11 protein-coding genes are annotated in these 12,921 nt (G+C 70.1%); 6 read left to right on the top strand and 5 right to left on the bottom strand.

Going from position 1 to position 12,921, the window contains the following annotated elements; translation table 11 throughout:
• The first annotated feature begins 95 nt into the window (after nt 1-95).
• Together BLS56_RS26320 and BLS56_RS26315 are read left to right on the top strand one after the other, a co-directional pair.
• Nucleotides 96-839 (top strand): DddA-like double-stranded DNA deaminase toxin, encoded by a 744-nt coding sequence (locus tag BLS56_RS26320; RefSeq protein ID WP_139191008.1) that lies wholly within the window; start codon nt 96-98, stop codon nt 837-839.
• Nucleotides 839-1,252: an Imm1 family immunity protein gene (locus tag BLS56_RS26315; protein WP_091456191.1), complete on the top strand. Its 414-nt coding sequence runs from the start codon at nt 839-841 to the stop codon at nt 1,250-1,252. The genes BLS56_RS26320 and BLS56_RS26315 overlap by 1 nt, the downstream gene beginning before the upstream one ends.
• Before the next feature lie 22 nt (nt 1,253-1,274).
• Here the strand turns inward: BLS56_RS26315 and BLS56_RS26310 are convergent, their stop codons facing one another.
• From BLS56_RS26310 to BLS56_RS26300, 3 genes are read right to left on the bottom strand one after another with little or no spacing between them, the layout of a single operon-like run.
• Nucleotides 1,275-2,858, bottom strand: a complete 1,584-nt coding sequence (locus tag BLS56_RS26310) for a phytoene desaturase family protein (RefSeq protein WP_091456189.1) — start codon at nt 2,856-2,858, stop codon at nt 1,275-1,277.
• A gap of 31 nt (nt 2,859-2,889) precedes the next feature.
• Nucleotides 2,890-4,341, bottom strand: a complete 1,452-nt coding sequence (locus tag BLS56_RS26305) for an aminotransferase class I/II-fold pyridoxal phosphate-dependent enzyme (protein ID WP_091456186.1) — start codon at nt 4,339-4,341, stop codon at nt 2,890-2,892.
• Between the two features lie 44 nt (nt 4,342-4,385).
• Nucleotides 4,386-4,631 carry a hypothetical protein gene (locus tag BLS56_RS26300; RefSeq protein WP_091456184.1) on the bottom strand — a complete coding sequence of 82 codons (246 nt, stop codon included), beginning with the start codon at nt 4,629-4,631 and terminating at the stop codon, nt 4,386-4,388.
• Between the two features lie 134 nt (nt 4,632-4,765).
• On the opposite strand from BLS56_RS26300, the gene BLS56_RS26295 reads away from it, so the two are divergent.
• Nucleotides 4,766-5,245, top strand: coding sequence for a DUF4383 domain-containing protein (locus BLS56_RS26295; protein WP_091456181.1), 480 nt, complete (start codon nt 4,766-4,768; stop codon nt 5,243-5,245).
• Nucleotides 5,246-5,295: 50 nt separating this feature from the next.
• On the opposite strand, the gene BLS56_RS26290 is transcribed toward BLS56_RS26295, so the two are convergent.
• Together BLS56_RS26290 and BLS56_RS26285 are read right to left on the bottom strand one after the other, a co-directional pair.
• Nucleotides 5,296-6,402 carry a hypothetical protein gene (locus BLS56_RS26290; protein WP_139191007.1) on the bottom strand — a complete coding sequence of 369 codons (1,107 nt, stop codon included), beginning with the start codon at nt 6,400-6,402 and terminating at the stop codon, nt 5,296-5,298.
• A gap of 10 nt (nt 6,403-6,412) precedes the next feature.
• Nucleotides 6,413-7,003 carry an MmpS family transport accessory protein gene (locus tag BLS56_RS26285; RefSeq protein ID WP_228771953.1) on the bottom strand — a complete coding sequence of 197 codons (591 nt, stop codon included), beginning with the start codon at nt 7,001-7,003 and terminating at the stop codon, nt 6,413-6,415.
• A gap of 960 nt (nt 7,004-7,963) precedes the next feature.
• Here BLS56_RS26285 and BLS56_RS26280 point away from each other — a divergent pair.
• From BLS56_RS26280 to BLS56_RS26270, 3 genes are all read left to right on the top strand, one after another.
• Nucleotides 7,964-10,903 (top strand): cupredoxin domain-containing protein, encoded by a 2,940-nt coding sequence (locus BLS56_RS26280; protein WP_175483056.1) that lies wholly within the window; start codon nt 7,964-7,966, stop codon nt 10,901-10,903.
• Nucleotides 10,904-10,984: 81 nt separating this feature from the next.
• Nucleotides 10,985-12,136 carry a multicopper oxidase family protein gene (locus tag BLS56_RS26275; RefSeq protein ID WP_091456173.1) on the top strand — a complete coding sequence of 384 codons (1,152 nt, stop codon included), beginning with the start codon at nt 10,985-10,987 and terminating at the stop codon, nt 12,134-12,136.
• A gap of 60 nt (nt 12,137-12,196) precedes the next feature.
• Nucleotides 12,197-12,919, top strand: coding sequence for a YcnI family protein (locus tag BLS56_RS26270; protein ID WP_228771952.1), 723 nt, complete (start codon nt 12,197-12,199; stop codon nt 12,917-12,919).
• Nucleotides 12,920-12,921: the final 2 nt, after the last annotated feature.

Genomic DNA, 12,921 nt, shown 5'->3' with positions numbered 1-12,921 from the left:
GGTCGGAGTAACGGCCGAGGCGATCAACGCCTAATCTTCGCATTTCGGACCCTGATTGTTCGGGACGACTGTGTCCCGGCCTCTACCCTGGCGTGGTGGCTATTGCCGACGACGTCGGACGCCTAGCGGTCCTCACCAACCAGGTGACGCGTCTGCAAGGCGTGCTGGTGGCGATCTCCGAAATCATGCTGGGTATAGACGACGAGACGGCGCGGATACTTGGCGACGGCCCCCGCGCGTCGGCGATCAACCATGCCATCGGAGCGGCTGAAGCCCGCCTGCGTGACCTCCATGCTGTCTTGGACCTGGTCTGTGATCACATCACCCGCACTGCGGAGCACCACCTGAACGACAGACCGACATCGCCTCGGCCGGTCACCGCAACGACTTCGACTCTTCTCTACGATGAGAAGCCACTCACGGAGATTGAACTGCTGCGGTCGGCTCTGCCTCCCGACCTGGTCGACGATCAGAGTCGTCCATTACCACGTCCCAGGGGCAAACCCGCACCCAAGACACATGGCCGCTGGGTCGATCAGAATGGGAAGGTTCGCGAGGAAATCTCGGGGTGGGACGAGAAATACGACACGGCGGTTGAGTGGTTTGAACAGCAACAACCACCACGGGTTCCCAGTACCGCGGCCCATGTGGAAGTCAAAATTGCTGTACACATGCGACTCAATCGCATCCCGGCCGTGACGTTGGCGATCAATAACCTGCCCTGCACTGGCGACTGGGGGTGTGACGCCCTTGTTCCGCAGGTCCTTCCCTGCGGCTACACTATGACTATCCACGGCTCTAATGGCTTTCGGCGAGTGTATTATGGAAAGGCGACATAATGATCAGCGTGAAGGCGTACTATGGGCGTGAGCCGCAGATTCTTCGCACTCACGATGATGTGGTCTCGTTCCTGGAGAGCGTGCGAGTCGACTCCGAATCGCTCGGTTACCCCATCATGACCCTGTGGTACGTCAACGGTGACGAGCATACTCCCGAGTTCGGGGTGGGGGTGAACAGCGATCTGGGTGCGTTGTCGTATTCGGGCCGCCTGTACCCCGGAATCTGGTTCAGTTCGGGAGATGTCGACGTTCGGGGCGACGACGTGTTGAGCTACGACTACCAGGGTAGTGAAATGCCCGTCCCCGTGCGCGGGGAAATCCCGTACGCCGATGTGCTTGATGCGGCGGTCGAGTTCTTTCGTTTGGATGGCGACAGGCCGATGTCGGTCAGGTGGCAGAAACTCGTGCGCTAACCGAGGCCCCACAGAAGACGAACTACCCGTGCAGGACCCGGTGAATCCGCCGCATCCCCGCCCGGTACACCGGCCCGTACCACCCGCTGGCGGCGAGGGCGGCCCGAGCGGCGTTGGCACCCGGGGCCCCATGCACCCCGCCGCCCGGATGCGCGGAAGCCCCCGCCAAGAACAGCCTCTCGACAACGGTGTCCGCGCGCGCCAACCCAGGCCCTGGCCGAAATACCAGCTGCTGGTGAATTCCGGCGGTCCCCGCGTTCACCGCCCCGTCCACGAGGCTGCGATTCCCCCGCTGGAGATCACGCGGCCCAGAGATCACCCGCCCGGCGATCAGGTCCCGGAACCCGGGCGCGTGCCGCTCGATGATTCCCTCCACCCGATCTGTCCACCCGCGCAGCCGCTCATCAGTCCAGTCGCCGCCCCGGGGAACGTGGCTGTAGAGCCATGCCGACTCGGTTCCGGCGGGCGAGCGGCTCGGGTCCGCGGTCGTCATCTGCCCCAGAAGCAGAAACGGCTCCCCAGGGACCCGCGCCTGGCCAAGGTCCGCGTCAGCGCGGACCAGCCCGTCCAGGTCCACCCCTAGGTGGACAGTCCCGGCGAGCCGCGCTTCCTCCGCTCGCCAGGGAATCGGTCCGGACAGCGCCCAGTCCAGTTTGATGGTCGCGTCGTCCCAGTCGAAGCGGCGCACGTCTTCCAGCAGGCGGGCGGGGAGCAAGTCGGCGCTGACAAGGTCTAGATAGAGCGCGGGCGCGGGAACGTCAGCCAGGACGGCTCGTTCCGCCCGCACCTGCTCACCGTCCGAAGTGGACACCCCTACCGCCCGTCCACGGGCGACCAAGACCTTCGTCACGGCTCGGCCGCACAGCACTCGCCCGCCGCGCGCGTGCAGGCGGGAGACCAGCGCCGCGGTGATCGCGCCCGCGCCGCCCTCGGGCACGGGGAAGCCGACGTCTTGGCCGAGCATGGCCAGGAGCCAGCCGAAGACCGCGCTGCCCGCCTGGTTCGGGCCGAGGTCGGTGTGCATGGCGTTGCCCGCCAACAAGATCCGCGCGCCTTCGCCGTCGAAGGTCTCTTCGCCGAAGCGGCGGACCGGCATCGTCGCCATTCGGGCCGCGCGGAGGGCGTCGCCGACGCCCAGGGTGCGGAGCAGGCCGATACCCGCCCGCACCGGGGGGAACGGGCGCAGCAGGGCGGCGAGCAGGTCGTCGCGGATGGCGCGGTAGCGGTCGTGCTCGGCGCGCCAGGCGGCGCCGTCGCCGGGGGCGAACCGGTCGACGGACTCGGCGGTGCGGTCGAGGTCGCGGGAGAGCAGGGCAGCGCGGTCGTCGGGCAGCACGTGCGCCAGGACCTCGGGGGCGTGCCGCCAGCGCAGGCCGTGCGCGCCCAGATCGAGGCCCGCGAGCGCGGGCGAGGCCGCGGCCAGCGGGTGGAACGCGCTGTAGAGGTCGTGCCGGAAGCCGGGCAGGGTGATCTCCGCGGTCCGCGCCGCCCCGCCGGGGCTCGGTTCCGCTTCCAGCACCACGACTTCCCAACCCGCGTCGGCGAGGATGTTCGCCGCCACCAGGCCGTTGGGTCCACTGCCGATCACCACCGCGTCGGCGGCCACCGCGCCCTCCTTGCCGTCGAACGCCGCGCGGTCACGCGACGACGCGGATGCTCTTGAGTTCCGGGTCCGCCGAGTCCGGGATGTGCATCCCGGCCGCGAGGCCGCCGCGCAGGTACTCCAGCACCTGCTCGGTGACGACCTCCCCGGGCGCCAGCGCTGGCGCGCCCGGCGGGTACGGGGTGATCATCTCCGCCGCGACCCGGCCCACCGCGTCCGACACGCCCACCTGCTCGGTCTCGCCGAAGAACGCGTCCCTGGGCAGCATCGCCGTCTCCACCATCAGCTCATCGGGGGAGGGCAGCCGGACCGGCGCGGGCGTCGGCATGTCGGCCGCGGCCTCGGTCAGCGCGCGCAGGGCCTCGCGCAGGACGGCCGCGGACGCCTCGTCGTCGGCGTGGGTGACCTGGGCGACGATCCGCCGGTGGTCGGCCAGGCCGACGATCACCCGGCGGCGCCCGCGCAGCCAGTCGGCCGCCTGGTAGCCGCTGATGCCCAGGCCGGAGACGTCGACGACGATCTTGAGCGGGTCGATCGCCGGGACGATCGCCAGGAACTCCTCTTCCATCACCCGCAGCCCGGGGAGCCGCCCGATCGCCGCGCGCTCGCGCCGCGCCAGTGCCAGCGCCGCGTCGAGCAGCGCGTGGCCGTGCTCGACCATCTGCCTGCGCCAGCCGTCGAGGGTGGCGTAGACCAGCGACGTCGGGCTGGTCGTGCCCAGCAAGTCCTCCCTTGCCTTGAGCGCCGCCGGGTCGACGCGGTCGCCCTGGAGGTGGAACACCGAACTCTGCTCGACCGCAGCGCCTGCCTTGTGCACGCTGGTCACGCACAGGTCGGCCCCGGCGTCCATCGCCCACTGCGGCAGGTCGGGGTGGAAGGGCAGGTGCGCGCCCCACGCCTCGTCCACGATCAGCGGCCGGTCGAACTCGCGGCACACCTCGGCGATGGCGGCGATGTCGGCGCACGTGCCGTAGTCGGTCGGGGTGACCAGCAGCATCCCCTTGGCGTCGGGCTCGGCCTCGAACGCGGCGCGCACCTCGTCGGGGCCCGGCGGGTGCGACAGGTGCCGCTCGCCGTCCCAGCGCGGCGACACCCACACCGGCGCGACGCCGCTGGCGATCAGCCCGGAGACCACCGACTTGTGCGCGTGCCGGGCCACCAGCAGCTTCTCCTGCGGGCCCGCGACGGCCAGCATGGCGCTCTTGACCGACAGCGAGCTGCCGCAGGTGGAGAAGAACGTGTGCTCGGCGCCGACCGCGTCGGCCATCAGCTCTTGCGCCTGCTGCACCACGCCCTGGCTCATCGTGCGGTCGTCGAGCCCGTTGAGGGCCAGCACGTCGGCCTGGAACACAGCCCGGCCCAGCACGTCGAGGACGCGGGGGTCGACGCCGCGCCCCTGGCGGTGGCCCGGCGGGGTGAACGGGACGTAGTCGAGTTCGCGGAACGCGCGCAGCGCGTCGAGGACGGGGGCTCGGCTGTGATCCATGGGCAGGGAATCACCCGGCGGGTGACCGCTGAAACCCGGCGAGCTCAGCTCTCTTCGATGTGGACGGTGCGGTCCTCGGGTCCGCTCGGCCGCTCGGCCCCGGTGTCCCGGCCGATCTCGGTGGCCTCGTCGTCCACCAGGCCGTCAGCGAGCCCGTCCGCCGTGGACTGTTCGACGGACTGTTCGACGTTGGGGTGCGCGACCACGGTGAACCCGGGATCGCGCGCGACCCGCTCGCGCGCGGTCCCCCGGTCGATGTCCTCCTGCTGTTCCGAACGCGGCTCGGACATGGGCTCCCTCCCGGTCGTGACCGCGGCCTCATGACTGCGGTCTCGCGAACGGGGTACCCCGGCGCCCGGGATTGACGCCGCCCGGTTTGGCCGGTGTCCAGCCGGGTAGGCGTCGGGAGACGAGAGGAGTCGTCATGTCCGGTTCGCAGCGCGCGGGCGCCTCGGCACGGGCGCCGATAGCCCAGGGCCTGTGCGGCCTGCTCGGCGTGGTCTACCTCGTGGTCGGCGTTCTCGGGCTGCTGCAAACCGGGGCGGGCGAGTTCGACGGCCACGTGCACGGCACGGTCGGCGGGCTCGGCGGCACGACCCTGCTCAACCTCGTGCACACGATCCTCGGCGCGCTGCTCCTGCTGCTCGCCGCGTCCCGCGCCAGCGGCGCCCGGGTGGGCGGCCTGTTCGGCGTGCTCGCCTTCCTTGGCCTGACCGCGTACGGGGTGGTGGCCGCGCTGCGCGGCGGGGAGGACGAGCCGCTGGGGGTCGACTGGCCCGCGACGGTGCTGCACGGGGTGAGCGTGCTCATCGCCGCGGCGATGGTGGTGTTCGCGACCCGCGCGACCGCGGACGGCGCGCGGTGGCGGGACCGCCTGCGCCGGGAGCGGGGCGCGAAAGCGTGACGGCCCCGCGGCGATCGCCGCGGGGCCGTCCGCGACAGACCGAGCGAAGCTCAGTCGTCGGTGCGCTTGAACACCGGCATGGGCACCCGCAGGTGTCCCCACCGCAGGCCGAGCCTGCCGCCGCCGGAGCCAGCGGGCGCGGTCCGGCGCAGCAGCCACATCCGGGTCCCCTGCGCGGCCACCAGGGTGACCAGCAGTGTGGCGAGCAGGATCGGGCCGTACAGCGAGCGCTCCACGTCGTCGGCGAGCGGGGTGGCGTGGCCGGTCGTGGCCCGGTTCTGCGCGCGGGTCTTCTCGTCCGGGCCGACGATGCCGAACTGCGGGACCGGCGAGTCGGCGCCGTAGGGCGAGGTCAGGACCGCGACGCCCTCGGGGGCCACGCCCATCCCGGGCGTCTTGGTCGCCCATTCGACCGGGTATTCCAGCGCCACGTTGGACCCCTGGTTCGCCGTGTGCGGCGCGGTCGCGACCGGCTCCGGCTGCACCGGGGCGCCGCCGCCCGGCCCCGCGCCCGGCTGCGGCTCGGGCACCGTGGTCATACCCGGCGCGGTGGGGTTGCCTGGCCTGCCCGGGATGGGCTGGCCGGGTGCGGGCTGCCCTGGCGCGGGCTGGCCAGGCGCGGGCTGCCCTGGCGCGGGCTGGCCTGGCGCGGGCTGGCCAGGTGCGGGCGGTGGGGCGCCGCCGCCGCCGGAGACCGTGCCGACGGCTTCGCCGACCACGGTGCAGGTGCTCGCGATCGTCGTCCAGACCGTGGCGAGCAGCGGCTCGATCACCGGCGCGAGCACCGGCAGGCCCAGCAGCTGGGTGGCGACCGCGTTGGCGATGACGTCGCCGCCGATCACCACTTGGCCGCTGGCCGGGATGGAGCCGATCGGGATGGGCGGCAGCGTCGACCACACCTGCTTGAACAGCACCCGGGTCACCCCGAGCGGGTCGAGCGGGGCGAGGGCGGCCAGGATGGGCGGCTCGACCGACTTGGTGCTCAGGGCGATCTGCTGGCCGGGCTCGCCGACCACCCTGGCCGAGCAGCTCTCCAGCACGAACGGTTCGGCAGCCGAGGCGGCGCCCGCGCTGAAGGTGACTCCCGCCGCGACCATCAGGGAGAGGCACAGTGCTGCCCCGAGACGTCGAACGCGCGAACGCGACTGGCTGCGCATGACGCGCTCCTTACTTGGCGGGGTTGGGCCTGATCACGGCGGAGCAGGCGACGTTGGTGTACTGGCCGGGCGAGACGCCCTGGTTGACGACCTGGCCGTCGACGCTGACCGCGCAGGAGACGGACTCGCCGTCGCCGTTGGCCGCGAGCAGCTGCGCGATCCCGATGCCGGGTCCGACGGTCATGGTGACCTCCTTGCGCCACGGCAGGTCGACGCCCTCGACGGTCTCGGTGCCCGCGGAGCCGTCGACCACGTAGCGGATCTCGGGGGACTTGCCGGTCCCGTTGACCTCGTAGACGACGGTGTGGGTGCTCGATGGCAGCACCGAGCGCCGCTCCTGGATCTGCTCCTCTGGCGTCGGGTCGCCGCCGAACGCCTGGGTGATCACCAGGACCGCCGCGGCGAGCGCCGCGATGCCCAGCAACCACGGCAGCCACCAGGTCCGCTCGGCGAACTTGCGCCCCTGGGAAACGGGCGGGGTGGAATCCGTTTCCGACTCGGGTGACTCGACGGCGGCGTCGGTGTCCGGCGCGCTGTCGGCGACTTTCCCGGCCGGGTCGTCGATGACGTCGGTGGTCACGGTGGATGGGGTCTCACTCACGACTCGGGCCCTCCCTGGAAGAACAGACATGGCGTCCCACAGCTAACGCATCGATGAGGCCATCGTGGCGGTTTATTTCCCGACGCCGGGAACGACAAGTCGCATCGTGACACGCGCTGTCTCGGCTTGGCTAGTGTCGGCTTTGTCGCTGCTCGGGCGCTTCACATCTCCGTAATGTGTTGCGGGCGCTTACGGGCCGATCAGAGGGTGGGCCCTGTTTCCCCTGCTTAAGGTTGCTCTCAGGTTGCTCTCAGTGGCTTCTCAGCGCTCTTTCAGGTGTCCCTCCTTCCGGTGGGGGGTGTTGCCACATAGCTAACCGTCCAGGCAAATACCCGGCATCCAATCGGTGGCCGATAATGCCGATCATCTGTGTTGACCTGCGGAAACGGCTTACTTCTCGATGTTTCCGGCCTGGTTCGAAGGTCGGCCGAATGGTCGAGCGACCCGGTGGGAATCAGCGGCCAAACAGTCCTGCTCACGCGGCAAACGGATCTTGCGTGATGGAAATATCACGTCCAGTTAACAAAGCGGAGACTGGTCGGACATGGTTCGTTGGGGTACTTGGAGCCGTATCCCAGGGATTCCTGAGAAGGCGATTGGGACGCAAACGGGGAGCCGGAATATCGGTCGTCGAGCGTCCCGGTCGAAATTTGAAGGGGGCCGCTGTGGTATCCGCGGCACCGACCCTCCGTTTTGCCTCAGGGGCAAGGGGAGAGCCGGAGTCGTAAACCCTGTGTTGGTTGAACAGAAGTCACGAATCGGCACCAACCCTGCTCGAGCGACGCGGCGCCCCTCCCTGCGGGCCGCGTCGCTCGGACCTGATAAGAAGGGAAAGGCATGCGCTCGTCGCGTCACAGTTTGTCGCGCATGTTCCCGCTCGGCCGTGGCGGTCCCCGCCGCAGCCGGGCGTCTCGGTTCACCGCCGCAACCTCAGTTCTGGCGCTCGGCACGTTGGGCGCCATGGTCCCGTCTCCCGCGCTGGCGGCGACCCACTCGGTAACCCTGCAGAACCTTCAGTACAACCCGGCGACGATGACCGTCGCTGTCGGTGACACGGTCAACTGGTCGAACTCCGACTCGGTGATCCACAGTGTCACGGGCGGACCGCTGGACTCCCCGAATCTCGACCCGGGAGCGACCTACTCGTTCACCTTCACCAGCGCCGGGACGTTCGACTACCAGTGCAAGTTCCACCCGGACATGGCCGGTCGGGTCACGGTCGGGGGCAGCACGCCCACGTCCACGACCACGCCGCCCACCTCGTCCACGTCGGGGACGCCGACCTCCAGCCCGACCTCCACGACCGGAACGGTTCCGCCGCCCGGTGGCGGGGCGGCGACGCCGACCTCGGGCGCGGGCGGCGCTCCCCTGGGCGTCGGCCCGCTGCCGGTGTCGTTCGACCTCAGTGACGCCAACGGCAGCTGGTTCGACACGAACCTGAACCTGGGCCCGCTCGGCGGCCAGTCCCTCGCGGTCGCCGTCCTGCCCCGGGTCAACCTGGGCTCGGCGCTCAACGGGGTTCCCTCGGTCGCTCCCGCTGGTCTCCCGCTGCTCAACGGCAAGGGCCTGCCGGACCTCGGTGGCGTGCTTCCGGGTGCGGGCGGCCTGCCCAACCTCGGCGGCGGCGGCCTCCCGGCGCTGCCCGACCTCGGCGCTGGCCTTCCGGGTCTGCCGGGTCTGCCCGGTGGCGGCACCGGTGGCCTGCCCGCCCTGCCCGACGTCGGGGGCCTGCTCCCGAGCCTCGGCGGCGGCATCCCCGGCGCTGGCGACCTCCCGCTGCTCGGCGGCGGCAGCCTGCCGCTGCTGGACGGCACCACCGTCCCGCTCCTGGGCGGCGGCCTGCTGTCGGGCCTGGACGCGGTCAAGACCCTGAACCTGGACACCGTCTCCAAGCTCGGCGGCCTGACCGACCTGACGAACCTGGGCGGCGGCAAGCTCCCGGTCCTGGGCGACCTCGGCCTCGACCTGAACTCGCTGCTCAACTTCGACACCACCCGGCAGGCGGTCTTCCAGCTCCTGCCCACCGGCGATGCCCGCATCGCCAAGGCGAACTCGCTGCTGGACACAGCCGCGTCGCAGATGTCGGCGCTTCCGGTGAACGCGCCGATCTCCCTGGACAGCCTCCCCGTCGGCCCCGAGCTGGAAGACCTGCTCGAAGACCTGCGGGCGTTCGCGGAGAACGACGTCAAGCTGCCGGTCACGGTGAACTTCAACATCGCCAAGCCGGACGCCGACTCGGCGCACACCGCGACCAGCCTGATCTGGCCGGAGGGCGCCAAGGGCTTCCCGCAGGACGAGCCGGGCGCCTTCGTCGGCCAGACCAGTATGCAGCTCACCGAGCCGGGCCTGTACGCGTTCGCGTGCAAGATCCACCCGTACATGCTCGGCGCTGTCGTGGTCGACGACCCGCTGACGATCGGCCTCGACTTCGGCAAGAAGCTGCGGGTCAACAGCCGCAACCTCAGCGTGCCGTCGAACGCCGACATCATCCAGCAGCTGGTCAACAAGTTCTTCGTCATCACCGTGCCGGAGAACTGGCAGACATTCAGCGACACCGAGGAGAAGACGTGGAACCCCTCGTTCCCGCCCGCTCCGATCCTGCAGTACGACGAGAACGGCAAGCCGGTCCTGATCCCGCTGCTCGACTCGTACTTCAAGAGCAAGTTCGAGCTGCCGAAGAAGCTTCCGGCCCTCGGCAAGAAGCCCTCGGTGCCCGGTGTCGGCGAGGTCTGGGTCGCCACCCAGATGGAGGAGTACGCCGAGAAGACCAAGACCGGCTCGATCACCAAGGTCAACGCCGAGAACTGGTCCGTCGAGCAGAAGGTCTCCGCCCCGGAGATCAACATGAACAACACGCACAACATGTGGACCGACAAGAACGAGACGGTCATCTACGCGAACGAGTGGTTCTCGGACAAGATGGACGTCTTCGACCGGGCGAGCGGCAAGCTCATCCGGCAGATCCAGGTCGGCCCGGACCCCTCGCACGTGATGAGCCGGACCGACACCGACCAGCTGCACGTCGCCATCAACGGCGGTGGCTCGGTCATGGAGGTCGCCCCGGGCGGCACCAAGATCGACCGCAGGCTGACGGTGAGCCAGCCGGGTGAGAAGATCGCGCACCCGCACGCGCACTGGATGACCGGTGACGCCAAGATCATGGCGACGCCGAACGTCAACCTGTACAACGCCACCATGGTCGACATCCCGACCGGGAACATCCGGCACGAGAAGACCGGCGAGCTGCCGATCGCGACCGGCATGACCCCGACCGGCGACAAGACGTACATGGCCGACTTCCTCGGCGCCACCGTGTCGTGTATCTCCAACTACGACGACGCGTGTGTCGACGGCGGCACCAAGTCCAAGTACAAGAGCATCGACCTGTGGAGCAGCTACGACGCCGTGGCAGGCGCCTCCGGTCCGTTCGGTGGCCTGCCGATTCAGCTTCCGGTCGCCCCGGACAACTCGGCGCTCCTGGTCGCGAACACGCTGACGTCCAACATCACCGTGATCGACCCCAAGACCGACGAGATCGTCAAGTGGCTGCCCTGTGACGCCGGATGCCACGGCATCAACTTCGGCGCCAAGAAGGGCGGCGGCTACTACGCCTACGTCTCCAGCAAGTTCGCCAACGCCCTGTCGGTGGTCGACACCGACCCCAACGGCGACGGCAACCCTGAGGACGCGGCCGTGGTCGGCAAGTTCGTTCTCGACGGCGGCGCAGGCACCAAGAACGACGGAACCATCACCAAGTGGCCTGGTTTCGGCGGACAGGGCGTCCTGCCCATTCCGCTGGCCTACGAGGGCTGGGTCCAGCGGGTGCCGAGCAACAAGGTCAACGACCAGCTGACCTGCAAGCAGCGCAACCCGGTCGCCTTCGCGACCAAGTGCTCGTAACCACCGGACAAACCCAAGTCGGGGAACCGCCGTCACGGCGGTTCCCCGACCGTCCGGTCCGGTCGAAGGAAAAGGAAAGCCATGAGTTCTCCCCAGTGGTTGCGCACGTCCACGATCAAGCCGGTCGCGGTCTTGGCGGCGGCGGTGATCGCGGTGTCCGGCGGGCTGCTCACCAGTTCGGCGATGAACCCGCCCTTGGGCACCGCAGCCGACGGCCCCGCCGCGTTGTCCCCGGTCCCGGTCGCCGCCACCGCGCCCGCCCAGTCCGGCGGCGGCGAGGACCTGCACGACGGCACCAAGTTGGCCGAGTGGCGCATGGTCGACGGCGTCAAGGTCTTCGAGCTGACCGTCGCGCCGATGCAGTGGGAGACCAAACCCGGCTCGGTGAAGAAGGGATACGGGATCAACGGGCAGATCCCCGGCCCGACCATCCGCGTCAACGAAGGCGACAAGCTCCGCTTCATCGTCAAGAACCTGCTTGACGAGGGCACGTCCATGCACTGGCACGGCATGGTCCTGCCCAACAGCCAGGACGGCGTGCCCGGCCTGACCCAGCTGCTGATCGACCCGGGCCAGACCCACACCTACGAGTGGACCGCGATCAGCACCGGCAGCCACTGGTACCACTCGCACATGCACGGCGACCAGGAAAGCCGCGGCGTCTACGGCTCACTGGAGATCGTGCCCAGGCTCGGCGACATCCACGCCGACCGCGACTACCGGATCATGCTCGGCGACGGCGCGCTCGGCTTCGTCATCAACGGCAAGAGCTTCCCCGCCACCGTGCCGCTGCGCGCCCGGGTCGGCGAACGGGTGCGCTTCCGGATCATCGGCACCGGCCCGGAGATGATCCACCCGATGCACCTGCACGGCGGGTTCTTCGAAGTCGTCGCCCAAGACGGGCTGCGAACGCCCTTCCCGCAGCGCATGGACACGCTGCTGGTCGGCGTCGGGCAGACCTTCGACATCATCTTCACCCCCACCGTGCCGGGGAAGTGGATGCTGCACTGCCACATCTTCTCCCACTCCGAGACCCACGAGGGCATGACCGGCCTGGTCTCGATCCTGCACGTCGACCCGCCCGCGGTCGGGCTGCCGGACCTGTCGCGGATCCCGCCGTCGGTCCCCGGGCTGCCGCAGCTTCCGCTGCCCGCCCTGCCGCTGCCCCAGCTTCCGCTGCCCGGTCTGTCCGGAGCCGGGGCCGCGCATAAGGAAGAGCACCCGCAGGGCTGACCACCTCCCCACTCGCCGGACAACGAAAGGGCCGATCCCATGCCACGTGTTGGGTCAGCGATGCTCCGCGGTCTGGTCGTGGCGTCCGTCGCGGGCGCGGCGCTGCTCGCCGGAGCGCAGGCCGCCGTCGCGCACGTCACGGTCACCGCGGACAACCCCGAGCCGGGCGGCTACACCAAGGCCGCGTTCCGGGTGCCCAACGAGCGCGCGGACGCCTCGACCACCCGCTTGGAGGTGGCCTTCCCGGCGGACCACCCCTTCGGGAAGGTGTCGGTGGCCCCGGTTCCGGGGTGGACGGCGACGGTCGCCACGCGAAAGCTCGCCGCGCCGATCCACGGCCACGGCCACGGCGGCACCCTGACCGAGGGCGTCGAGTCGATCACCTGGCAGGGCGGGGAGGTCAAGCCGGGCGAGTTCGTCGAGTTCCCGGTGTCCTTCGGCCCGCTGCCGCACGGGGTGGACGGCCTGGTCTTCAAGGCGTTGCAGACCTACTCCGACGGCGAGGTCGTGCGCTGGATCGAGGTCGGGCAGGCGGGCGCGCCGGAGCCGGAGTACCCGGCGCCGGTGCTGGCGGTCCACCTGCCCGCCGCCCCTGCCGCCGAGGACGGGACCGACCCGCTCGCCCGGGTGCTCGGCGTGGTCGGCCTGGTGACGGCCTTCGGCGCGCTCGCCGCCTGCGTCGCGGTGCTGCCCGCGGCCAGGCGGCGGGCGGCCGGGCCGCGTCCGCCCGCCCCGGTCGAGGCCGCCGTCGCGGCCATCGGCAGGCAGAAGGAACAGGTCTGATC

The sequence above is a fragment of the Actinokineospora iranica genome, from assembly GCF_900101685.1.
Taxonomy (GTDB): Bacteria; Actinomycetota; Actinomycetes; order Mycobacteriales; family Pseudonocardiaceae; genus Actinokineospora; species Actinokineospora iranica.
The sequence above is the reverse complement of the archived record's forward strand: the minus strand, read 5'-3'. Positions and strand labels throughout refer to the sequence as shown.

Excerpts from the sequence above, each read along its gene's own strand:
- BLS56_RS26270 (WP_228771952.1), top strand. The coding sequence starts at position 12,197 with ATGCTCCGCGGTCTGGTCGTGGCGTCCGTCGCGGGCGCGGCGCTGCTC.
- BLS56_RS26300 (WP_091456184.1), bottom strand. The coding sequence starts at position 4,631 with ATGTCCGAGCCGCGTTCGGAACAGCAGGAGGACATCGACCGGGGGACC.
- BLS56_RS26295 (WP_091456181.1), top strand. The coding sequence starts at position 4,766 with ATGTCCGGTTCGCAGCGCGCGGGCGCCTCGGCACGGGCGCCGATAGCC.
- BLS56_RS26290 (WP_139191007.1), bottom strand. The coding sequence starts at position 6,402 with ATGCGCAGCCAGTCGCGTTCGCGCGTTCGACGTCTCGGGGCAGCACTG.
- BLS56_RS26280 (WP_175483056.1), top strand. The coding sequence starts at position 7,964 with ATGGTCCCGTCTCCCGCGCTGGCGGCGACCCACTCGGTAACCCTGCAG.
- BLS56_RS26315 (WP_091456191.1), top strand. The coding sequence starts at position 839 with ATGATCAGCGTGAAGGCGTACTATGGGCGTGAGCCGCAGATTCTTCGC.
- BLS56_RS26275 (WP_091456173.1), top strand. The coding sequence starts at position 10,985 with ATGAGTTCTCCCCAGTGGTTGCGCACGTCCACGATCAAGCCGGTCGCG.
- BLS56_RS26305 (WP_091456186.1), bottom strand. The coding sequence starts at position 4,341 with ATGGATCACAGCCGAGCCCCCGTCCTCGACGCGCTGCGCGCGTTCCGC.